At 65.0% G+C, this 22,049-nt stretch carries 16 protein-coding genes, 3 tRNA genes and 1 pseudogene; 5 read left to right on the top strand and 15 right to left on the bottom strand.

Annotation, left to right across the window (positions count from 1 at the left end; all coding sequences use genetic code 11):
• Positions 1-116 precede the first annotated feature (116 nt).
• Positions 117-1,016, top strand: a pseudogene (locus tag CGZ88_RS08070) (glycosyltransferase family 2 protein); the annotation flags it as partial.
• Positions 1,017-1,638: 622 nt separating this feature from the next.
• Positions 1,639-4,167, top strand: coding sequence for a glycoside hydrolase family 94 protein (locus CGZ88_RS08065; protein WP_101671543.1), 2,529 nt, complete (start codon positions 1,639-1,641; stop codon positions 4,165-4,167).
• A 566-nt stretch (positions 4,168-4,733) separates the two neighbouring features.
• Here the strand turns inward: CGZ88_RS08065 and CGZ88_RS08060 are convergent.
• From CGZ88_RS08060 to CGZ88_RS09050, 4 genes are all read right to left on the bottom strand, one after another.
• Positions 4,734-4,809 (bottom strand) — tRNA-Phe (locus tag CGZ88_RS08060).
• A 35-nt stretch (positions 4,810-4,844) separates the two neighbouring features.
• Positions 4,845-4,918: transfer RNA gene (locus tag CGZ88_RS08055), tRNA-Asp, on the bottom strand.
• A gap of 35 nt (positions 4,919-4,953) precedes the next feature.
• Positions 4,954-5,027: transfer RNA gene (locus CGZ88_RS08050), tRNA-Asp, on the bottom strand.
• A 121-nt stretch (positions 5,028-5,148) separates the two neighbouring features.
• Positions 5,149-5,847: a DUF4190 domain-containing protein gene (locus tag CGZ88_RS09050; RefSeq protein ID WP_101671542.1), complete on the bottom strand. Its 699-nt coding sequence runs from the start codon at positions 5,845-5,847 to the stop codon at positions 5,149-5,151.
• Positions 5,848-6,073: 226 nt separating this feature from the next.
• Between CGZ88_RS09050 and CGZ88_RS08040 the strand changes: the two genes are divergently transcribed.
• Positions 6,074-6,478 (top strand): hypothetical protein, encoded by a 405-nt coding sequence (locus CGZ88_RS08040; protein ID WP_026644575.1) that lies wholly within the window; start codon positions 6,074-6,076, stop codon positions 6,476-6,478.
• Between the two features lie 96 nt (positions 6,479-6,574).
• Here the strand turns inward: CGZ88_RS08040 and CGZ88_RS08035 are convergent, their stop codons facing one another.
• The 6 genes from CGZ88_RS08035 to CGZ88_RS08010 all read right to left on the bottom strand — a co-directional run bounded on the left by CGZ88_RS08035 (position 6,575) and on the right by CGZ88_RS08010 (position 14,171).
• Positions 6,575-8,050, bottom strand: a complete 1,476-nt coding sequence (locus CGZ88_RS08035; RefSeq protein WP_101671541.1) for a DUF2130 domain-containing protein — start codon at positions 8,048-8,050, stop codon at positions 6,575-6,577.
• Between the two features lie 119 nt (positions 8,051-8,169).
• Positions 8,170-9,867, bottom strand: a complete 1,698-nt coding sequence (locus CGZ88_RS08030) for a PASTA domain-containing protein (protein ID WP_165778739.1) — start codon at positions 9,865-9,867, stop codon at positions 8,170-8,172.
• A gap of 103 nt (positions 9,868-9,970) precedes the next feature.
• Positions 9,971-10,885 (bottom strand): cutinase family protein, encoded by a 915-nt coding sequence (locus CGZ88_RS08025; RefSeq protein WP_101671539.1) that lies wholly within the window; start codon positions 10,883-10,885, stop codon positions 9,971-9,973.
• 171 nt (positions 10,886-11,056) lie between these two features.
• Positions 11,057-11,650: a hypothetical protein gene (locus CGZ88_RS08020; RefSeq protein WP_101671538.1), complete on the bottom strand. Its 594-nt coding sequence runs from the start codon at positions 11,648-11,650 to the stop codon at positions 11,057-11,059.
• Between the two features lie 123 nt (positions 11,651-11,773).
• Entirely contained in the window at positions 11,774-12,418 is a 645-nt protein-coding gene (locus tag CGZ88_RS08015) for an HAD domain-containing protein (RefSeq protein ID WP_243390108.1), read from the bottom strand.
• A 130-nt stretch (positions 12,419-12,548) separates the two neighbouring features.
• On the bottom strand, positions 12,549-14,171 hold the full coding sequence (locus tag CGZ88_RS08010; protein WP_101671537.1) for an ATP-dependent nuclease: 1,623 nt from the start codon (positions 14,169-14,171) through the stop codon (positions 12,549-12,551).
• A gap of 533 nt (positions 14,172-14,704) precedes the next feature.
• Between CGZ88_RS08010 and CGZ88_RS08005 the strand changes: the two genes are divergently transcribed.
• Positions 14,705-15,388, top strand: a complete 684-nt coding sequence (locus CGZ88_RS08005) for a nitroreductase family protein (RefSeq protein ID WP_101671536.1) — start codon at positions 14,705-14,707, stop codon at positions 15,386-15,388.
• 6 nt (positions 15,389-15,394) lie between these two features.
• On the opposite strand, the gene CGZ88_RS08000 is transcribed toward CGZ88_RS08005, so the two are convergent.
• The 5 genes from CGZ88_RS08000 to CGZ88_RS07980 form a co-directional block, all read right to left on the bottom strand.
• Positions 15,395-16,288: a dihydrodipicolinate synthase family protein gene (locus tag CGZ88_RS08000; protein ID WP_101671535.1), complete on the bottom strand. Its 894-nt coding sequence runs from the start codon at positions 16,286-16,288 to the stop codon at positions 15,395-15,397.
• A gap of 116 nt (positions 16,289-16,404) precedes the next feature.
• The gene (locus tag CGZ88_RS07995) at positions 16,405-17,187 is read right to left on the bottom strand and encodes an amidohydrolase family protein (protein ID WP_101671534.1); all 783 of its coding nucleotides are present in this window, start codon (positions 17,185-17,187) and stop codon (positions 16,405-16,407) included.
• Complete coding sequence (locus CGZ88_RS07990; RefSeq protein WP_101671533.1) at positions 17,184-18,479, bottom strand: MFS transporter; 1,296 nt, start codon at positions 18,477-18,479, stop codon at positions 17,184-17,186. Before CGZ88_RS07990 ends, CGZ88_RS07995 begins: the two co-directional genes overlap by 4 nt.
• 17 nt (positions 18,480-18,496) lie before the next feature.
• Positions 18,497-19,288 (bottom strand): SDR family oxidoreductase, encoded by a 792-nt coding sequence (locus CGZ88_RS07985; RefSeq protein ID WP_101671532.1) that lies wholly within the window; start codon positions 19,286-19,288, stop codon positions 18,497-18,499.
• Between the two features lie 204 nt (positions 19,289-19,492).
• Positions 19,493-20,776 carry an enolase C-terminal domain-like protein gene (locus CGZ88_RS07980; RefSeq protein WP_101671531.1) on the bottom strand — a complete coding sequence of 428 codons (1,284 nt, stop codon included), beginning with the start codon at positions 20,774-20,776 and terminating at the stop codon, positions 19,493-19,495.
• 206 nt (positions 20,777-20,982) lie between these two features.
• On the opposite strand from CGZ88_RS07980, the gene CGZ88_RS07975 reads away from it, so the two are divergent.
• Positions 20,983-21,999 (top strand): LacI family DNA-binding transcriptional regulator, encoded by a 1,017-nt coding sequence (locus CGZ88_RS07975; RefSeq protein ID WP_101671530.1) that lies wholly within the window; start codon positions 20,983-20,985, stop codon positions 21,997-21,999.
• Positions 22,000-22,049 lie beyond the last annotated feature (50 nt).

The following is a 22,049-nucleotide window of genomic DNA, read 5'->3' as shown; positions in this document are numbered from 1 at the left end:
GTTTCCCGATGCGACTGCGTGATCCGCATGTGCGATGTGCGCGGACGCAGACGGTTTGCAGGAAGCTTACAGGAAGCCTGCAGGCACTGTACGGTCGCGCACATATCCTTAGAACCATGCTGAAAGTATCGATCATCATCCCGGCGTGGAACGAGCAGGACCGCATCACCGACTGTCTGGACAACGCGTTGCGCCAGACAGTGACGCCGCATGAGGTCATCGTCGTCGACAACCGCTCGACCGACGACACGGTGGCCGTCGTCGAGCGCTACATGCGCGAACATCCGCAGGCGCCGGTCAAGCTGCTGCATCAGGACGAGGAGCAGGGACTCATCCCGACGCGCAACTTCGGACTCAACGCCGCGACAGGCGACGTGCTCGGCCGCGTCGACGCCGACTGCATGCTCAAGCCGGACTGGGTCGAGGTCGTCTCCGGGATCTTCACCGAGGACAGGGACGCGATGGGCGCGACCGGACCGGTCACCTACTACGACATGCCGGCGCGCAGGATCGCACTGCGCGGCGACGACAGCGTGCGCCGCCACACCTTCCGCGCCGACGGCGGCAAGGTGCTGCTATTCGGTTCGAACATGGCGCTGCGCGCGAGCGCGTGGCACGCGATCGCCGACGAGGTGTGCCGCGACCGCGAGGACGTCATGCACGAGGACATCGACGTCTCGCTGCATCTGCTCGGCCGCGGCTTCAAGACCGTCTATTCGGAGCGCATGATCTGCGGCATCTCGGCGCGACGCATGGACACGTCGTTCAAGTCGTTCCGCAACTACATGAAGCGCTTCAAGAACACCTTCGAGGCGCATCCGCAGCATTGGCGCAAGCGCAAGTCCGAACGCACGCTGTATCTGATGTATCCGTGGCTGCACGCGCTGTTCCCCGTCTACCAGCAGTACCTTGAATCGAGGGACATCAACCCGGCGCTGCGCATCTGGTTCCGCGAGCAGGCGAAGCTCGCGCGCGAGGAAGGCGATTCGCTCGCCGATCTGCCCGGCATCGACGAACTCGTCGAGGAGGAACCGACCGACATCCCCGGCGTCGACGTCGTCACCGACGACATCGATTTCGACGACGTCAAGGTGGCCGACGGCCTGACGGCGGAGACGCCGGCGGCCGCGGCCGAAGACGCGTGCGACGGCGCCGCCGACGCCGAGCGCACCGCGATCGATGCCGCCGAAGCCGCCGTGGCGACCAACGGCCCGGCGATACCGCCGGCGACGAGCGATCAGGGTTCCGACGCCTCCGCGAGCGCGACGTCCGACGCGAAGGAAGCATAAGCCGCCCCTCGTCGTCGTCATCGTTCTTCTTCGTCATCATCCGCGGGCATGCCCGCGCCGACATCCCAGCAGCCTCCGCCGCATCAGCCGGCGGGGGCTGCTCGCATAAGTCGCCCGTGCACGACGCCGCAATCGCCGATGCACGACCTCGTGATCGTCAATACACGACTCCATGATCGCTGCGTGATCGCCGCACGACACACCGAATCCACGGCGCCCCGATTTTGTTCTACCATCGTACTATATATAGTTTTATCAATAAACTAACTCGGTGAACGGGTTATGACAAAGTCGGCAGCGTCGCCGTCGCCACCGTGACGCGCACGCACGCCAGAAAGGACCGGACACGGTGCAATACGGCCACTTCGACGACGCACGCAGGGAATACGTGATCGAGACCCCGGCGACGCCGCTCCCCTGGATCAACTACCTCGGCAACGAGGACTTCTTCTCGCTCATCTCGAACACGGCGGGCGGATACTCGTTCTACAAGGACGCGAAACTGCGCCGCATCACGCGCTACCGCTACAACGGCGTCCCCGCCGACGAAGGCGCGCGCAGCTTCTACCTGACGCTGATGGAGCCGACTGACGGCGCCGCCGACCCGATGGACGACGCCGCGCTCAAGCCGGTCGCCAGCTGGTCGCCGACCTTCCTGCCGCTCAAGACGCCGCTCGACTCCTACGAATGCCGCCACGGCATGGGCTACAGCATCTTCCGCGCCTCCTACGCCGGCATCGACTCCGAGCTGACCGCCTTCGTCCCGCTGCACACGCCGGCCGAAATCAACAAGATCACGCTGACGAACACGAACGACGCCGAACGGATCGTCGACGTGACCGCGTGCGTCGAATGGTGCCTGTGGAACGCCGTCGACGACGCGAGCAACTTCCAGCGCAACCTGTCGACGGGCGAAGTCGAAATCGAGCAGAACGACGACGCCACGCTCATCTACCACAAGACCGAATTCAAGGAACGCCGCAACCACTACGCGTTCTACTCGGTCAACGAGCCGACGGTCGGCTACGACACGGTGCGCGACGAATTCCTCGGCAAGTTCAACGGATGGGACTCGCCGCAGGTCATCGCCGAAGGCCGCGCCCACGACTCGGTCGCCTACGGATGGTCGCCGATTGCCGCGCCGCGCGTGCGCGTGCGCCTCATGCCCGGCCAGAGCACGTCGCTCGTGTTCATGCTCGGCTACATCGAGGTCGCCGACGACGAGAAATGGGAGGATCCGAACGATCCGGCGAAGGTCGGCATCATCAACAAGAAGCCGGCGCACGAGCTCTTCGCGCGCTTCGACACGGTCGAGAAGGTCGACGTGGCCTTCGACGAACTCAAGGGCTACTGGGCGTCGCTGCTCGACGGATTCCAGGTCAGGACCGGCGACGACAAACTCGACCGCATGGTCAACATCTGGAACCAGTACCAGTGCATGGTCACGTTCAACCTGTCGCGTTCCGCCTCGTACTACGAATCCGGCATGGGACGCGGCATGGGCTTCCGCGACTCGAACCAGGATCTGCTCGGCTTCGTGCACATGATCCCCGAACGCGCGCGCGACCGCATCATCGACATCGCCTCAACGCAGCTGCCCGATGGCTCGGCATGGCACCAGTACCAGCCACTGACCAAGCAGGGCAACGCGGACATCGGCGGCGGCTTCAACGACGATCCGCTATGGCTCGTGGCCTCCGTCTTCGCCTACCTCAACGAGACCGGCGACGACTCAATCCTGCGCACGCCGGCGCAGTTCGACAACAAGGAGGGCTCCGAGCAGCCGCTGCTCGAGCATCTGCGCCGCTCGGTGCGCTTCACGATGAGCCATCGCGGCCCGCACGGCCTGCCGCTCATCGGCCGCGCCGACTGGAACGACTGCCTCAACCTCAACTGCTTCTCGTCGACGCCGGGCGAAAGCTTCCAGACCGTCGAGAACAACGACACCGGCATCGCCGAATCGGTGTTCATCGCCGGCATGTTCGTCCTCTACGGTGAGCAGTACGCGCAGATCCTCGAACGCTTCGGCGAAGCCTGCGGCATGGATGGCGACGCGGTGCGCGCCGAGGTCGCCGACGTGCGCAAAGCGGTCGCCGAAGTGCGCGATGCGACGCTCGACGCCGGCTGGGACGGCGCATGGTTCCGCCGCGCCTACGACGCGAACGGCAACGCGGTGGGCACCGCCGAGGACAGTGAGGGACGCATCTACATCGAGCCGCAGGGCATGTGCGTCATGGCAGGCATCGGCGTCGATGACGGCCGCGCCGCGCAGGCGCTCGCCTCGACGAAGGAACTGTTCACCTGCCGTTGGGGCACGGCGATCCTCGCGCCCGCCTATTCGACCTACCGCATCGAACTCGGCGAGATCTCCTCGTATCCGCGAGGCTACAAGGAGAACGGCGGCATCTTCTGCCACAACAACCCGTGGATCTCGATTGCGAACGCGATCATCGGCGACGACGACGAGGCCTTCGCCGTCTACACGCGCACATGCCCGGCCTACACCGAGGAGTTCTCGCAGATCCACCGCACCGAGCCGTACGTGTACTGCCAGATGGTCGCCGGACCGGAGTCGCACGCCCCCGGCGAAGGCAAGAACTCGTGGCTGACCGGTACCGCCGCGTGGACCTTCGTCGATGTCTCGCAGTACCTGCTCGGCGTGCGCCCGACCTTCGACGGCCTGCGAATCGATCCGCACATGCCCGCCGAATTCACCGAGCTGCACATCGAACGCTCGTGGCGCGGCACACGCTACATCATCGACGTGACGCGCACCGGAGAGCGTTCGCTGAGCGTCGACGGCAAGAAGGTCGATGGCGACATCGTCCCGCTCGCCGCCGCCGGCGCCAAGGAGGTCCAAGTCACTCTGACGATCTGAGCCCCTGACAGCTGACACCCTCCAACAAAGGACCCGCGGCCACCCTCCGGCCCCGGATCCTTCCTATTCCCACCCCTGTAACGTTCACGAACGACCACCTCAGCGAACGCTGCTGCACCACCGGCGCACAACCACGTTCGCAAACCGGAGTTAAAGGACAGAATGTGGGTCTTATGAGTGGCGTCGGGCCTTCCGGTGGTTGGCGTGTCGTGGTGTGATTAGGGTTTCCGGGCCTAATCGGCGGTCCAGTTTGACATCGTGGTGTTTTCTGCTACTGCTGGTGCATGGTCAGGAGAGAGTCGGCAAGGGCGCGGCTATGCCCGATATGCAACCATCCGATGCGCAAGAGGGCCGCCACGCCGGGGCCGAAGGAGGGATCCCTCACCGACGTGCAACGCCCCGCACCCGGCGTGGACGCATACGAAAACGGATTCGGCATCAGAACAGGCTGGGCCGGACGGGCGTGGCACACCCCCCATTAGACCCACATTTTGTCCTTTAACCCGCAAACCGCGGCGGTCAACAACGACGAAACCCTCCCACACGATGTGCGGAAGGGTTTCCGGTGGTGGCTCCGAGCGGCGTCGATCCGCTGACCTAACGATTTTCAGTCGTTCGCTCTACCAACTGAGCTACAGAGCCATGAATCCCACAGAACCGAAGTTCTGCAGTTTTCGCGACCACGACCGGACTTGAACCGGCGACCTCCGCCGTGACAGGGCGGCGCTCTAACCAACTGAGCTACGCGGCCTTGAACCAGAAAGAGGAATTCTCTTCCTGACCAAGCGACCCCGGCCGGACTTGAACCGGTGACCTCCGCCGTGACAGGGCGGCGCTCTAACCAACTGAGCTACGGGGCCGTGTTCTTTGCGGTGAGAAGCTCATCGCGACAACAGATGTATATATTACCGAAATGCTCCCAAAGCGCAAATCACGGCGTGTCGCCTTATGTCGCAGGCCTCACGCCGTGATCCGCGGCGCTCACATCGCGACTTCGTAGACGATCGTCGAGTCGTCGGGATCCGGCAGATGCGAGGCCATGTCGTCGAGGAACGCGATGTCGTCGCCGTCCGAGAAGTCGTTGTGGTCGTCGTAGTAGCCGTCGGTGGTCGTGCATTCGTCGTTGATGCACACCTGCACATGTTCACCGTTGTCGATGACCTTGACGTCCATCGCATTGACGAACCACACGAGCACGCAGATGCCCACGATCGACAGCACGGTGAAGACGGCGCTGATGATCGTGCCGGCGATCGCCATGCCGCGGCTCTTCTCGCCGGTACGCTTGATGCGCACGAGCGCGATGATCGAGATGATCAGGCCTGCGATCGGCATCACGAACGAGAGGATGAAGCCGATGATGCACAGCGCGCTCCAGCGTGCGCCCGGATCGGCGGCTCCCTCGTAGTACTGCGGCGCGCCCGGATACGGCGTCGCCGGACCCGCGTTGTAGCCGCCGCTATAGCCGCCCTGCGCGCCGTACACGCCCTGCGGAAGCGGCTGCGGCGCCTGATACGCCTGCTGCGGCTGTTCACCGTACGCCGGCTGTTCACCGTACGCCGGCTGCTGCGGCGCGCTGTACTCCGGCTGTCCCTGCGGCTGTGCCGCGTTGTCATAAGCGCCCTGCGCGTAGTTCATCGGCTGCTGGGCATCGTTGTGCTGACCATAGTCTTCGTTCATGCGACCCACTCTAGCGAACCCGAACGCCGAACGCGACGTCCGCTTCCGCTGTATGGGCATCGGCGCGGACATGGTCATGAACGTTGCCGCCGACTTGCGCCGCAACCGCAAGAATACCGCCGTAAGAATACTTGCGCCCGCGCGCGCCACGGACACCGTACCGTGGAGACAACGGACATGGCGGCACGTGCCGTCGAACGACAGAAAACGACAGAAAGAGGCAATCATGGCGAACAAGACCGCGACCACCGATCCGACGCAGGATCCGGACGAGCTGAGCGACGCCGAGCTCGAGGAGCTACACGACCCCGACGACGATCCTGACGAGGCGGACGTCGACGCGTCGAAGCACAACGTGAACATCGCCGCCGCCATTTGCGGCGTCGTGTGCGGCGTGTTACTCATCGGCGCCGTATGCTGGCTGCTTGCGCGCCGCCGCGAACATCGCGAGGAACATGAGCTCCGCCGCGATTTCGAGACGCTCAAGCGCAACGTGAAGCGCATGCCGGAACTCGTCAGCGAGAACGACGACGTGCGCAGAGCCGTGAAGACGATCTCGACGCATATGCGCGACATGCGCGACGACGCGCAGGACGTCATCGAGCACGCACACGACGCGCTGCGCCGCTGAATACGGCGGACGAACAACGGGGGCGGCGGCTGCGACGACGAAGGTCGCTTCCGCCGCCCCCGCCGCGTTCATGTGCGCGTGTGACGCGGCGCGCAATCACTCTTCGGCAGCGTCAGCAACAGCGTCAACAACAACACCGTCCGCACCATCATCGACGACGCGCGCCTCGACTTCGTCGTCTCCGCCGCGCGCATGCCGCCCGCGCGCTTCGATCTGCGTCTTCGCGTTGCGCGCGTCGGCGAACTTCGCCCGCATCGTCGGGTTGCCCCATGTGAGCTTGCGGATCGTCAGATCCTGCGCCTTCGTGTTCGCCCGTTCGAGCTGCCGTTCGGAGAGGGCGAGCTCGTTGCGCATCTTCTGCAGTTCCTTGATTGCGTTGTCGATGCGTTTGATCGCCTCGTTGTAGTGGTTTAGCGCCGAGTCGACGTTCTTGCCGAAGGCCGCGCGGAAGTCGTTGAGCTTGTCCTCGAAACCCGTCACATCGATGTTCTGCCGACGCATCTGCTCGACCTCATGCCGCAGCCCGACCGATTTGCGCGCCGCGTTGCGCAGCAGCGTGACCAGCGGAATGAAGAACTGCGGACGGATGACGTACATCTTGTCGTATGCGTAGGAGACGTCGACGATGCCGGTGTTGTAGTAGTCGTTGTCCGCTTCGAGCATGCTGACGAGCACCGCGTATTCGCAGCCTTTCTCGTTGCGGTCCTTGTCGAGTTCCTTGAAGAAGTCCGCGTTCTTGTGTTTGAGCGTCGTCGACTCCATCTCGTTCTTCATCTCGAACATGATCGAGATGTACTCCTCGCCGTCCTCGTCGTAGTCACGGAAGATGAAGTCGCCTTTGCTGCCGGTGCGCGCGTCGTTGTCCTTGTCGAAGTACGCGTGCGGGAACGCGCCCATGCGCGCTTTGTTGAACTCGTTCATGCAGTGCTGTTCGAGCGATTCACCGACCATTTTCGTCGACAGCCGCGTCTTGAAGTCCTTGAGACGTTCGATTTCCTCGTCGCGCATCTCGAGTTCCTTGCGATGCCGTTCGTCGTCCATGCGCAGTCGTGATTCGTAGGTGTCGGTGATCGATTTCCTGTCGAGTTCGCTCTTGTACTGCTCCTGTTCGAGCGAATGTTTGAGCTCGTCGCGTTCCTTCTCGACGGCGGCGACGGCTTCGCGCACTTCGAGCTGCTTGTGCACGTCCGCCTGTTCGATCGTCGCGTTGAGCTTGGCGATGCGCGTCTCATAGTCCGTCTTCGCCTTGAGCAGCTCGGCCTCGCGCTCGCTCGCCGCCTGCCGCGCCGCCGCCTCGAGCTGCATCTCGAGTTCCTTGATGCGCGCGTCCTTTTCGATTTTCGTCTGCGTGACCTGTGCGTCGAGCTGCGTCTTGAGCGCGTCGAGTTTGGCCTGCGCCTCGCTGTTCGCCTGCTTGAGTTCGGCGTCGGCCTGCTGTTTGATGAGCGTGCTGCGTTTGTCGACCTCCTCGTCGATCGCGGCGCCGCGCACCTGCTGCAGAATGTCGGCGTAGTCGTCCTCGTCGATCGCGAACTGCGTATGGCAGTGCGGACAGGTGATCGCATGTTCCATCCTCGCCCTCCTCAAGCTTGTGGATTTTTCGTTGATGCTGTGGTTTCAGTTAATTTGTTGATTCGGCTGATTCTGTTGATTCTGTTGATTGCACAGGTCGAGCCGCCTGCCCGCCCGTCCTACTTCGTCTGCGACGTCTGCGACGTGCAGCCGCCTTCCTGACAGACCATCGTCTCCGGATTGTCCTGATCGAGCCATGTCGAGTCCGGCTGCACCTTGTAGTAGGCGACCTTCTCGCTCGGTGCCGGAGCGAAGGGCACGAGTTGTTTGTCCGGCGTGGCCGAGTCGTAGACGAAGGGGTTGCGCGGATGGGCACCGTCGGCGCTCGCCGTCGTCTCGTCGTAGAGCGAGGGGTCGCGGATCAGCAGATAAGGCCGCGTCGCGTCCGGCTCCTTCGCGTCGTTGTCCTTCGTGCGCGCGAAGTATCCGGAGTTCTCGAGCTGCTTGATGTCGGCGCCGACGGGCACGACGACGAGGAAATCGCTCATCTTGTATTCGAGTCCGCTGTTGTTAAACCCGTCCCCCGGATACTCGGAGGTCGGCGTGCCATGGTCGCACCATGCGCCCGCGCCGCCCATCTGCCGGGTGCCGCACCACGGCGCGTAGGCGAAGGAGTCGTAGATCTCGAAGGCGCCGCTGTCGCCGCCGATGAGCGAACGCATCAGGCTTTTCGAATTGCGCGAATCGACCGGGTCGCACAGGCCGATGCTCTGCGCGAACGGGCATGCGCCCAGGCCGAACTGCGCGTCGCTGCGTCCTTCGATCTGCATGCTGCGCACGTAGTCGTCGCCGCTGTAGGCTTGCTGATCCTTGACGAGCGTGATGCAGTCGCCATCGTCGGTGCACCAGTCGCCGAGCAGGATGCTCAGGTCGTCGTAGGCGTGGTATTCGTTGCCTTCCGATTCGTCGTGGTCGACGAGCATCGCCTGCTTGACTTCCTTCGGCGTTGCGCCGAAGTAGAGCGTCACGTCCGTCCCGTCGCTCGCGGCGCCAATGTCGGGGTCCGCGGAGACGATCTTGCCGGTCATGTCCTTGTCCGCCATCGTCGGCGCCATCGTGACGTCGTAGCCTTTCGATTCAAGCTGCTGCTGCGCCTTGTCCTTGTCCATGCCGGCGATCTCCATCGGGATGCCGGAACGTTTGGCGCTGCCGACGGCGAGCGCGATCTGCCTGACGCCATCCTGTTCGACGACCGGCTGGCCGTCCGCCGGCATCGACGCGATGACCTTGCCGTCCTGCGTGGACGGCACTTCGACGGTCACGACTTTGACGCCCATGTCGCGCACCCGTTCGACGGCTTTTTCCTTGTCCATGCCGACGGTGCCTTCAGGCACGCCCGGGCCGAGCGATTCGACAACCGTGACCGTCTCGTCACGACCGACGTGTTCGCCCGGCTCATAGCCGTCGAGCCGCAGATAATCGCCCTGCTTGGCGGCTCCGTACGCTTTTGCGCGCTTCACATGGATGCCGCTGCTTTCGAGTTTGGCGACCACGTCGGAGGCTTTCGCCGAAGCGTCGATCTGCGGGATCTGCCGCTCGCCCCATGCGCCGAATCCCTTGGTGACGATGCCGGCGACGACGAGTGCGATGACAACGATGACGGCCGCGATCATGATCATGAGCTTGCGGCGCGCACTGTCCCCCGCCGATGGCGCCATCGACGTCGCTGCCGGCGCTACTGGAGTCACTGGAGCCGGCGGCGAGGCCATCCTCGTCGCGTCGTTCGTCGCGTCGCCGAGCGTCACCGGCGCACCGCAGTTCGCGCAGAACATGGCCTCCGGCTTAATCGGCTGGCCGCATCGTGTGCAGTATCGCATCGTCCCCTCCATGGATTCCCTACTGACTGTTCTGTGTATTTCCTGATTTCGAATATATGTTTCGATTTCGGGTGTGTATTTCCATCGTAGTGGCACAGTGACGTCATTCGCCGAGCGCCGTATGGATCCTCGTGACGGCGTACTGCGCAGCATCGTCGAAGCTGCCATTCGAGCGGTACAGGCCGTGCGCGTCGCCGTGTCCGCCGAGCTGACACGCGAAATCATCGGCGTTGCAATAGCTGATGATTCTGCCGCTCAGCGCGCGCAGATCGTCGCCGCCGCGCGCGCCGAGGATGCCGTCGACTGAGCGATCGTAGTCGCCGGTGTCGTAATCGGCAGAACCATCGAAGCGCGGGTCGCCGAACAGTTCGACGGCGGCGATGTTCGTGAGCGCGCGTGCGCTCACCCGCTGTCCGTCGTCCTTGTTGAAGCGCACGTCGGGTGCGCTCAGCGCGTCGCCGACGACCATCGCGCCCTGCGAGTAGCCGAGCAGCACCGTCTTGACGTCGGGGCACGCCTGCGCCTGCGCGTTGAGCGTCTTGACGAGCATGTTGACGCCGCGCGCTTCGCTGCCCGCCTCCCAAGAAGCCGGATAGTCGAGGTCGTCGATGGCCGCGCGGCCGCCGACGCCGTCGTCGATCATGCGCGCGAGTTCGCCCAGCGAACCGTCGCCGACGTTCTCGAGCGTGCCGCGCACGACGATGATGCGCACGTCCTTGCCGGCCGGGCAGCTCACGTCGACGTCGCCGCCCCAATGATCGGCGCCGTTGAACAGCATGTCCGATCCGACGCGGCCGTCAGAATCAGTCGGCGATGATGTAGACGACGACGCTGTGGGCGACGGCTCTGTGGGCGACGACGCTGTGGACGACGTCACAGCGGACGGCGTCGGCTGCTGCAACGCATCCTCCGACGATCCGCATCCGGCGCCGACGAGCGTCAGCACGCATGCGAGCGCCGCCGCATACCCGATCCTCCGCGCCGGCCGCCGGCTTGCGATACGCGATCTGTGCCGCATATATGTTCCTCCATTCGTCGTGTCGTCGCCGCAGTCGCGAAGACGCCCCGTCTCGGCTCAGCGATCGCCAATGCCGCACCCGGATTCCACCGTGATCGCGGCGTCGCCGCCCGCGAACATCCCGGACATGGTCCGCCTCCGACATGATTGCGAAGACGTCTGCGCGGATGTTCACACGCTCGCAGCGGCGACGATCCACAGGCGCGCGGGCGAATCCCACGCGTTGCATTCCTCGCCGAAGCCGCGCGCGAGCGGCAGCGTCTGCCGCGGCGTCGCCCAGTCGTCGGCGTTGAGTTGGCGTGCGCGCGCCATCGTCTGCGCCAGCGGTCGCACATGTTTGAAGACGCCGTCGTAGACGAAACGTTCCACCTGTTCGACGCGGTTGCGCAACGCCCGCCACAGCCACGTCTCCTCCCATGCGCACACGGGCAATCCGCTGCCGTCGAGCGCATGCAGCGTCGCCGAGACGAACAGCGCACGTTCCTCGGCGTTCCACCGCATCGGCGCGCACACGCGCAAACCAATCTTCTGCGCCGTGCTCCCGATGCGGCACAAATCGGCGTGCCTATGCGCGAGTCCTTCGGCGTTCGCGATGCTCGTCAAATGCCAACCCGAGCATTGCGGACACGGATAGGCGCGACATTCCTCGCGTCTGCCGTTGGCGGAGCCTTTGCAGGAGGCGAGCGCGAGCAGTGCGTCCTCGCGGGTGGGATACCGCCGTTTGCCGCATCGTCTGCTGTAGCCGGAACGGTACAGTCGTGCCATGGCAATCACCACCTTCATCATGCAAGCCGGCATGGCAAGCCGGTGTGTTGCCACCAATTATAGGAACGCGCCGCGGGCGGTCAACCCGCTCCCGCCGATGTGCGCACAACGTTCACCGACGGCTCACAGTCCCCAATGAGCCTCCCGTTCGATCACGCTGGGTTCGACGTCGAGCGCGAACGTCGGGAACGCCATCGGATCGTCGATGAATTCGCGGATGAGCCGCCATTGCCGTCGCGAGATGCCGATGCGCGAGTCGGGACGCACGGCGAGCACCGGGAACAGCGGACCCGCCGATTCGATGACCTGTTTCGCGCGCACCGTGCACTCCTCGTCGTCGATCCACACGATCGGCGTCGGCGTCATCGCATCATCCTCGATGCCGATTCTGCGTACGACGGCGCGCAGTTTGCCATCGCGCAAGCCGGTGCCGGTGACCGGGTCGTACCACAGCGCGGTGCGCACGTCACGGCCGTCCCAGCCGAGCGTCGCGTTGAGCGCCGGCGTGTACGGCTGCCATGTGGACAGCCAGACGAGTTCGATTGTGCCGTCGTGCGCGAGCGCGACCATATCCGCGGCGAGCTCACGCGACCAATGCACCGGGTAGGCCATGCTGCCCGCCGGCACGACGGCCTCGCCGTCCAAAGCAAACGTCGTCTCAGCGTCCGCGCGTGCGTCGGCGTTCGCGAAGGCGTTGAGCACGCCGTCGAAATCGGTGTAGACGACGGCGCGCGACCGCTGCGGCTTCTGTCCGTCGTTCATCGTCATGGCATCCCCTGGTTACGTTGTTGATATGACGTGATTTATGATGGCGCGCCGCGCTCGATGGTCGGCGGCACCGTGCACGCGGCGCATCCTATCGTCCAGATTACTCGGCTTGCCCTGCGCGGCGTCCCGCTCAGCGCACGACGTCGTTGAGCAGCCGCTGCACGCTCGCGATGCGGCGCGCGACGGCCGCGTCGATCGCTGGCATGACGGCGAGCACAGCGCGCGTCTTGTTCGCCCGCGTCCTGCAGAATCGCGCCACTTCGGCCTCGTCGAGCGTGCCGTCGACGCGTTTGCGACGCATCTGTTCGAGCTCGCCGCGGCCGAAACCGCCCTGCGCGAGTGCGTCGAAGGCGGCGTTCGCACCGAGCGCACGCACGTATTCTCCTTCGAGGTCGGGATGGGACACCCACACGTGCCGCGACGGCAAATCATCGACGCGCACGCCGTATTCGTGTGCGATCGCGTCTGCCGCGTCGGCGTCGATGAGCTGCGTGAGCGGCACCTGAAAGCCGCGGTCGCCGAAGACGCGGCTCCATGCCGGCATCTCGCGGCAGCCACCCGCTTCGAGCACGACGACGCCGTAGGTGTCGAGGTTGCGTCCGGTCACGTCGGCGCAGTGTTCGAGCAGCACGCGATCGGTGATGCCTTCGACGACGACGACATGTTCCGCCGTGAGCGGTTCGAGACGGTCGCGCACCCACATGTGCAGCAGCAGCTTGTCGTCGTCGTCGAGAAAGTCGCGTCGCGGCTGCACGACGTCGTCGGCGCGCACGACGACGATCTCGTCGGGTTCGAATTCGCCGATGATGTCGGGCGCGTGCGTCGCGATGATCTTCTGGCTCGGGCCGCGCGCGAGCAGCCGCGCGAGGTTGCGTTGGCTCGTCGGGTGCAGATGTGTCTCGGGTTCGTCGAGTCCGATGACGCCGCCGCAGTTACTGCCGCCGTCACGGTTGCCGTCACAGTTGAGCAGGTCGAAGAGGGCGACGACGAAGACGGCACGCAGGCCGCCCGATTGCGCGCCGAGGTCGCGCTGGCCGTGCGGGCCGCGCAGCTGCAGGCGCACACGGTCGAAGGGGTCGCGCTCGCGCGCGTCGGCGACGAACACGAGGTCGTCGCCGCGGTAGCGTCCCGGCAGCGCCGCCGTCAGCTGTCCGGCGATTTGTTCGCGCAATGTGCGCAATGTCTCGGAGCGGCGCAGCACGCCGTCGGCGTGGCGTTCGGCCTGCACGAGCGCACGGCGTTCGCCGTCGAGGTCGAGCGTCGCAAACAGGCGACGCAGCATCGGCGGGTCGCCGATGTGCGCGTCGGCGTCGTCGGCCATCATCGTCCATCCGATCGCGTCGATCTGCGCGGCTGTGAGCTCAACGCCGTCGTCGTCACCCGTCAGGACGCGCCTGCGGATGTCGATCGTCTCGCCGTCGTCACCGACGGCCACGTCGAGACGCAGCCGCACGACGTCCGCCGCGTCCGCCGCAGCTGCCGCAGCTGTCACATCCGGCACGGCGAAGACGGCCGGATCGGCGCCGACGAGCGTCGCCTCGACGACGAAGGGATGCGCAGGCTCGCGTACGTCGGCTGCGGATAATGTCGCGTACAACCGTGCGCGCGGCGCGCCGAGCAGCAGGTCGAGGCAGCGCAGAATCGATGATTTTCCCGATTCGTTCGTGCCGACGAGGACGAGGTGGTCGCGCACCTCGATATCGAGGTCGGCCACGCGGCTGTGGTTGCGGATTCTCAGTGCGGACAGGCGCATCGGCACTCCTTCGTCGGCGGCGCGGATGTCTCCACTCTAGCCGGCGCAGGCGATGCGCGGCGCAAATTAAAGCGCCGCGGCATGACCTTCGCCATGCCGCGGCGCCTCGAGTATGTTCTTCGCAAAGGGAAAGCCTGTGGTGAGCCTGCCGCCTCCGTTTCCGCCCTGCCGGGCTGAGCTGTGCGCCGAAGCACGCTTGGGTTGCCGTTCGTTTCCCCAGCATTGCAGGCTGCGCATTTCGCGATGCGAAACGACGTATTACCGGCACGTTTCCTCCCCGCTCAACCCTGCTTCGTCGACATGCATAAGCGTTGGAACGACGGCGTTTTCGCCGTGCTGTAGTCGACGGACTGCCGCGTTCACCGTAGGTGGAACGCCGGCGGCCGCGGAATCGGTGCGGCGGATAATACGAGAGGATGTCCGCAGTGCGGATGGGAATCGCGGATACCGCAGCAGCGACACGGCGCAGCGGGCGACACGGCGCAGCTGACGATACGACACACGGCAGAACGCACGGCAGATAAGGAGCATCGGTGGATCTTCTCGAGGCGATGCACAGGCGGCACGCGGTGCGCGCATACACCGACGAACCGATCGACGCGCCGACATGCGACGACCTGCGCGCGCTCATCGGCAGGCTCGAGACCGAGGGAGGCATCGAGATGCGGCTCGTCACCGACGAGCCGGACGCCTTCGGCAATGCGCTGCTGCACTACGGCATGTTCAGGAACGTGCGCAACTATGTGGCGATCGCCACCGACCAGACGAAGGACTGGGAGCGGCGTTGCGGCTACTGGGGCGCCCATGTGCTGCTGCGCGCCGTGCAGCTGGGACTCGATACCTGCTGGGTCGGCCTGTCGTTCAGCAAGCATCAGGCGGCACGGCATGCGGCGTTCGACGCCGACGACAAAGTACGCTTCGCGATCGCCGTCGGCCACGGCGTGACGCACGGCAAGTCGTCGCGTTCGAAGACCTACGGACAGGTCGCCTCGGTCGAGGGAGGCATCGCCGTGCCGACGTGGTTCGAGCGTGGCGTCGAGGCGGCGCTGCTCGCGCCGAGCGCGCTCAACCAGCAGCGGTTCATGTTCCGTCTCGAGGCCGACGGGCGCACCGTCGCCGCCGACCCCGGCATCGGTCCATACACGCGCACCGATCTGGGCATCGCGCAGTACTTCTTCGAGATCGGCGCCGCCGGCGCACCCTTCGTCTGGCGGTGAGCGCTACTAGCGCAGCAGCTCGACGATGCGCGTGTACTGCGCGTCGGTCAGCTGCACGGCCGGCCGGCGGATGCGCGTCGAGATGTCGAGTCCTTTGGCGCGCACGGCGCCTTTGATCGCCGAGATGAACAGGTCGGCCTGGTCGTAGATCGCCATCAGATGACTGATGCGCTCGGCGGCCGCAATCGCGCCGTCGAAGTCGCCGGCGTCGTAGGCGTCGCGCAGTTTCACGAAGGTCTCGGGTTCCACGTTCGTCAGTCCGCTGATGACGCCGACGCCGCCCGAGACGCGGTTGACGAGATAGTATTCGTCGAATCCGGAGAACACGGCGAAATCAGGATTGACTTGCTGCACCGCGCGGATCACCTTGCGCGTGTGGCTGATCGTGTCGACCGTGTCCTTCATGCCGGCGATGTTCGCATGCTCGCGCGCGAGCGCGGCGACGAGTTCGGGGTCGAGGTCGCTGCCGGTGCGCGCCGGGAAGTTGTAGAGGATGACGGGGATGTCGACGGCGTCGGCGACGGCGGAGAAGAAGTCGCGCGCCGCGCCGTCGGAGGGTCCGAAGTAGTACGGCGAGACGACGACGATCGCGTCGACCCCGTCGCGTTGCGCGCAGCGTGCGAGTTCGAGGACGCAGGCGACGTCGGTATCGCCGACGCCGGCGAACACATGGATGCGGCCTGCGACGTGGCGTACGACGTGCGCGACGGCCTCCTTCCTCGTCTGCGCGTCGAAGGCGTAGAACTCGCCGATGCTGCCGAAGATGAGGACGCCGTCGATGCCGGCTTCGATGAGATGGTCGAGGTGGCGGTCCCACGCCTCGTAGTCGATCGCGCCGTCATCGTCGGTGATCGTGATCGATGGGCAGACGACGCCGGAGAATGCCGGATGCTTCGCCATGATTTCCTTCTTTCGTTCTGTTCGTTCGTTTCGTTCGTTTCGTTCGATTGTTCGATTGTGCCGGGTCATGCGGCGCCGGCGGCGGGAGGTCGTGTTCCTCCCGCCGCCGGCCGTGTTCAGCGTTGCGGCATGTCGATGCCGTAGGCGCGGCATGCGTTGCGCATGAAGAAGTCCTCGTCGTCGCCGAACAGGTCGCGCATCAGCGAGAAATGCGCGTCGAACGACGAGTTGAGTTCGACGACCGGCCAATTCGACGCGTACATGAGCTTGCCGGGGCCGAAGGCCTCGCGCACGAACTCGACGACATGCGGGTCGACCGGGTTGTCCCCCGAGACCTTGACGTAGACGTTCGGCAGTTCGCCAAGCGCCCGCATCGCCTGTTTCGACGCCTCGTCGAGGCCCGGCATGTTGCCCAGATGGTCGATGACGACCGTCTCCTCGGGCACTGCGGCGAGCGCCTGCGCCATATCGGGCAGCTCGTCGCCGCGGTTGCACAGGTCGAAGGGCAGCCCGAGCTCCGCGAGGATGCGCAGACCGTCGAGGAATCCCTTTTCGCCGACGCGGCCGCGCGGCTCGCTCGCCACATGCAGCGGCTCGCGGATGCCGTCGGCGATGACGGGGATGCGCATGTAGGGGCTCACGCGCGTACGCATGACACGACGCAGGATGAGCGGACTCGTGTTCTCGTAGAGCAGCCGGTCCTCGAGCAGCGGGTCGGCCGCGTCGACCTCGACGTAGACGCCGCCGAGGAATTCGACGTCGTGCTGTGCCGCGTAATGCGCGGCGAGGTCGTCGATCGTATAGCGATTGCGCAGCGCGGGCAGCCCCGCGAGCCACGGCAGGTCCTGTGTGTCCGGATCCCAGATGTGCAGATGGGCATCGATCACTTGCAGCGTCATCGCGTCTCGCCCGCCTTCGGCACGCCGATGCGCGAGCCCCAGAACGCGTACCACGCCACGTACAGGAAGCCGGGCACCATGACGAGGACCGCGATCTCGATGCCGACGGCGTCCTGGATGACGCCGAGCAGCAGCGGGATGAGCGCCGCGCCGACGATGCTCATGACGAGCGCCGACGATCCGGTCTTCGCCGCCGAGCCCTTGAGGCCCTTGAGCGTGAGCGAGAACACGGTCGGATAGCCGATCGAGATGAACAGGTAGGCGACCATGAACGCGATGACCGAGACCTTGCCCAGGCCGAGGAAGACGACGAACATCAGCACGGCCGACACGCTCATGTAGATGCCGAGGATCTTCGCCGGGTCGAAGCGCGCCATGAGCGGCGTCGTCACGAAACGGCCGATCGTGAACAGCAGCGAGAGCACCGACAGCATCGTCGCGGCGAGGCCCGCCGTGATGCCCGGACCCCAATGCTTGAGCGCGTAGGCGGAGAAGATCGCCATGCCGGCGACCTGCAGGCCGATGAAGATGAATTCGGCGATGATGCCGAGCGTGAAGTACGGGCGCTTGAGCAATGTGCGGAAGGTCTCGCCCGAACCCTTGCCGCTCGCCTCCTCCTCGGCGTCGCCCGGAGGCGACGGCAGACGGAAGAACGCGAACACGGCGAACACGACGACGAGGACGGCGCCGATGACGATGTAGATCGTGCGCGTGTCCGTCAGGAACTGCGTCTTGGCCTGTTCGAAGCCGGGCTGGCCGGCGGCGACCGTCGTACCGAGGATCTGGCCGAGGATGAGCGGGCCGACGATGTTGCCCACGCCGTTGAAGCTCTGCGCCATGTTGAGACGGAACGATTCGCCGCGCTCGTCGCCGAGCTTCGTGATGTACGGGTTGCAGTTCGTCTCAAGCGAGGCGGCGCCGAGCGCGATGACGAACATCGCGAGCAGGAACAGCCCGTAGCTGGCCATATTCGTCGCCGGGATGACGATGAATGCGCCGAGCGCGAAGAGGAACAGACCCGAAAGCACGCCGCCCTTGTAGCCGAAGCGCTTGGCGATGAGACCGGCGGGGATCGCCATGACGAAGTAGGCGCCGTAGTAGGCGACCTGCAGCAGCGCCGCCTGGGCGCTGTCGAGCTGCATGTAGTTCGCGAACGGCGAGTTGAGCGCGTTCACGAGGTTCATCGTCAGGCCCCAGATGAAGAACAGCGACGTGACGAGCACGATCGCGAGCGTGGCCTTCGAACCGGTCGTCGCCGCCTTGCGTGCCGTCTTCGGTGATGTCGTTGCCATGATCGTCTCCTCCCGACTCAGCTCAGCGCGCGGTCGAGATGCACATAGCCGCCGTCGACGAAGACCCACTGGCCGGTCGTGTGCGACGAGCGGTCGGAAAGCAGGAACGCCGCCTCGGCGCCGATCTCCTCGACCGAGGTCATGCGGTGGCCGAGCGGGATCTTGTCGGTGATGAGCGACAGGCGCGCCTGCTGGGCGGCCTCGTCGCCGAAGGTCTTGATCCATTCGGCGTACAGCGGCGTCCAGCATTCGGAGACGACGATCGCGTTGACGCGTACGTCGTCGTGGACGAGCGCGGCCGCCCATTCGCGCGTCAGTCCGAGGACGGCGCCCTTCGCCGCCGCATACGCGCTCGTCTTGCCCTGGCCGGTCAGCGCCGTCTTCGACGAGATGTTGACGACGGCGCCCTTGCTTTCCTTGAGATACGGCACGGCGGCGTGCACGAGCTCGTAGTAGTGCGTCAGGTTGCCGTGGATCGACTCCTCGAATTCACGCCAGCTCGTCGTCTCGAGATCCTTGTTGTCGTTCTTGCCGGCGTTGTTGACGATGCCGTCGATGTGTCCGTACTTCGCGTACGTCGCCTCGACGATCGGCGCGATGCCGTCGGCGTCGTTGAGGTCGAGCAGATGGATGTCGTAGTCGGTCGTGTACTGCTCGATGTCATGCCTGAACTCGTCGATCGCCGCGTCCGAGCGGTTGATGACGACGGGGATCGCGCCCTCCTGCGCGAGCTGCAGGACAATGCCCTTGCCGATGCCTTTGAAGCCACCGGTGACGATGATGACCTTGCCTTCGAGATGCAGATCCATGGGAACTCCTTTGTTCGTGATGATTGTTCGATCTGTGTGTTGATTACTGATTGCTGTATGCAATCGGCCTGTTGGTTGTGAATTGATTGGTCGATGCGATGCCGCGGTGCGGGGCCATCTTTGGCCCCGCCCGTCGGCCGTCGGTTGGTTGTTGGTTGATTGGTTGGATTGTTGATTGGTTGGCGCCCCGGCTGGCTTCGTCGCTCAGCCGCGGTACAGGTACTTCTCGGCGGTCTCCAACGTCATCTCGGCGCCGTTGCCGGGTGCCGTCGGGGCCACATAGTTGCCGTCGCGGATGCGCACCGGGTTGACGAAGTGCTCATGCTGGTTGTCGACGTATTCGATCATGCGGCCGTCCATCGTGCCGGAGACCGAAACGTAGTCGAACATCGCGAACTGGCAGACCGCCTCGCACAGTCCGACGCCGCCGGCGTGGGGGCATACCGGCTTGTTGAACTTCTTCGCGAGCAGATACTCGAGGATGATCTCCTGAGGACCGGCGACGCGCGTCGCGTCGATCTGCATGATGCCGAAGGCGTTCGTCTGCAGATACTGCTTGTACAGGATGCGGCTCTGCATCTGCTCGCCGGTGGCGACCTTGATCGGGTTGATTGCGCGCGCGATCGTCGCGTGTCCGATGACGTCGTCGGGGTTCGTCGGCTCCTCGACCCAGGCGAGATCGAATTCGTGGAAACGGTTGATCCATTCGATCGCCTGCGGCACGTCCCACACCTGATTGGCGTCGACGGCGAGGCGCACGTCCGGGCCGATCGCCTCGCGTGCGAGCGCCAGACGGCGCAGATCGTCGTCGATGTTCTGGCCGACCTTGAGCTTGATCTGCCTGAAGCCCTTGACTTCGGTCTCCTCCTTGGCGAGCGCGACCATCTTCTCGTCCGAGTAGCCGAGCCAGCCGGGGGCCGTCGAATAGCCGGGGTATCCCACCTCGAGCAGGTGCTGGATGCGCTCCTGCTTGCCCTTGTTGCCTTCGCGCAGGATCTCGATGGCCTCCTCGGGGCGCAGTGCGTCGCTCAGGTAGCGGAAGTCGAGCGTCGAGACGAGCTCCTCGGGTTCCATTTCGGAGAGCATGAGCCACAGCGGCTTGCCGGCCCTCTTGGCCTTGATGTCCCATAGCGCGGAGAGCACCGCGCCGATCGCCATGTGTTCGACGCCTTTTTCCGGGCCGAGCCAGCGCAGCTGCGAATCGTGGACGAACAGGTCCCAGGCGATGCGCATGTCGTCGAGCATCTCCTCGACGTTGCGGCCGATGAGCGCCTGCGCCATCGAATCGATCGCCGTGCACACGACGTCGTTGCCGCGGCCGATCGTGAAGACGAAGCCGACGCCCTTGATGCCGTCGTCGGCGTCGGTATGGATTTCGACGTAGGCCGACGAGTAGTCGGGATCCGGGTTCATTGCATCCGATCCGGACAGCGTCTGCGATGTGGGGAATCGGAAATCGTAGGTCTTGACTTGTGTGATGGTACTCATGTCCCTCGGGCTCCTTTGCCTGGATGAACTGACGTGTACCATCGTAGTACGGAATAGGAAATTTGCAAATCCGTTTTGGAAATTTTCTACAATCGACGGCGGGCACAACGCCGCGACGCACGAGTACGCGCCGCCACGCGATAATGGAAACGACGCGGCGCACCCCGAAACGATGCCGCACCGCATCAGGCAGCAAGGAGCACACGATGAGCAACGCACAGCCGAAGATCAAGGTCGGCGAGATCGCACGACTCGCCGGCGTCTCCGCATCCACCGTCTCGAAGGTCATCAACGGGCGCGCGGGCGTCTCGCAGGCGACGCGCGAGACGGTCGAACGGCTGCTCGCCGAACGCGGCTACGCCAAGCCGCTCGTCAGCACGAAGCTCTCCCCCACGATCGAGCTCGTCGTCGAATACATCGAGCACAACGGCACGATGGAGCTCATCCGCTACGCCTCGCACTGGGCGCAGCAGGCCGGCCTGGCGATCACCGTCACGCAGACGGAGCACGGCGAGGCCTCCGAAAGCTGCTTCCGCGGCATCATCGAACGCAACCCCCAGGGCGTCATTCTCCAGCAGATGGGCGGCCTGACGACGCACGCCAAGCAGCTGCTGCGCGCACGCGACATCCCCGTCGTCGTCATCGACCCGATCGACGCCGTCGACGACGATGTGATGAGCGTCGCGATCGACAACTGGACGGCCGGCTATCAGGCGGCGCGCCACCTGCTGGGACTCAGGCACACGCGCATCGGCGTCATCCGCGGCCCGATGGGCCTGCAGACGGCGCTCGCCCGTTTCAACGGCTTCACGTCGGCGCTGCTGCAGGCCGGCGTCGACCTGCCGGCGAGCTATGTACGCGACGGCGACTATTTCCCCGCCGAACGCAGCTACGAGGCCGCGCGCGAACTCATCGACCTCGACGAGCGGCCGACCGCGATCTTCTGCTGCAACGACCTGTCGGCCGTGAACACGTACCGCGCGGCGCGCCAAAGCGGGCTGCAGCTGCCCGACGAGCTGTCGATCATGGGATTCGACGACATCTTCCCCGCCGAGTACCTCAAGCCGTCGCTCACGAGCGTGCATCAGCCCTTCGACCGGATCGCGCAGTGCGCCGTGCACATGATCGTCGACGCGCGCGACGGCACGCCGTGCGAGCAGCATGTCATCTTTCCGACGCACGTCGTGGCACGCGAAAGCACGGTGCCGCCGCGCGAACCGTGAGGTCCGGCAGGCGGCACCGTGCTGGTACAGGCTGCGATCACATGCGGATG

This window comes from Bifidobacterium anseris, assembly GCF_002860345.1.
GTDB lineage: Bacteria > Actinomycetota > Actinomycetes > Actinomycetales > Bifidobacteriaceae > Bifidobacterium > Bifidobacterium anseris.
The sequence above is the reverse complement of the archived record's forward strand: the minus strand, read 5'-3'. Positions and strand labels throughout refer to the sequence as shown.

Coding starts and splice junctions, on each gene's coding strand:
- CGZ88_RS08010 (WP_101671537.1), bottom strand. CDS start 14,171: ATGCGCCTGTCCGCACTGAGAATCCGCAACCACAGCCGCGTGGCCGAC.
- CGZ88_RS08025 (WP_101671539.1), bottom strand. CDS start 10,885: ATGCGGCACAGATCGCGTATCGCAAGCCGGCGGCCGGCGCGGAGGATC.
- CGZ88_RS08030 (WP_165778739.1), bottom strand. CDS start 9,867: ATGCGATACTGCACACGATGCGGCCAGCCGATTAAGCCGGAGGCCATG.
- CGZ88_RS07975 (WP_101671530.1), top strand. CDS start 20,983: ATGAGCAACGCACAGCCGAAGATCAAGGTCGGCGAGATCGCACGACTC.
- CGZ88_RS07980 (WP_101671531.1), bottom strand. CDS start 20,776: ATGAGTACCATCACACAAGTCAAGACCTACGATTTCCGATTCCCCACA.
- CGZ88_RS09050 (WP_101671542.1), bottom strand. CDS start 5,847: ATGAACGAAGACTATGGTCAGCACAACGATGCCCAGCAGCCGATGAAC.
- CGZ88_RS07990 (WP_101671533.1), bottom strand. CDS start 18,479: ATGGCAACGACATCACCGAAGACGGCACGCAAGGCGGCGACGACCGGT.
- CGZ88_RS08000 (WP_101671535.1), bottom strand. CDS start 16,288: ATGGCGAAGCATCCGGCATTCTCCGGCGTCGTCTGCCCATCGATCACG.
- CGZ88_RS08035 (WP_101671541.1), bottom strand. CDS start 8,050: ATGGAACATGCGATCACCTGTCCGCACTGCCATACGCAGTTCGCGATC.
- CGZ88_RS08020 (WP_101671538.1), bottom strand. CDS start 11,650: ATGGCACGACTGTACCGTTCCGGCTACAGCAGACGATGCGGCAAACGG.
- CGZ88_RS07985 (WP_101671532.1), bottom strand. CDS start 19,288: ATGGATCTGCATCTCGAAGGCAAGGTCATCATCGTCACCGGTGGCTTC.
- CGZ88_RS08015 (WP_243390108.1), bottom strand. CDS start 12,418: ATGACGATGAACGACGGACAGAAGCCGCAGCGGTCGCGCGCCGTCGTC.
- CGZ88_RS07995 (WP_101671534.1), bottom strand. CDS start 17,187: ATGACGCTGCAAGTGATCGATGCCCATCTGCACATCTGGGATCCGGAC.
- CGZ88_RS08040 (WP_026644575.1), top strand. CDS start 6,074: ATGGCGAACAAGACCGCGACCACCGATCCGACGCAGGATCCGGACGAG.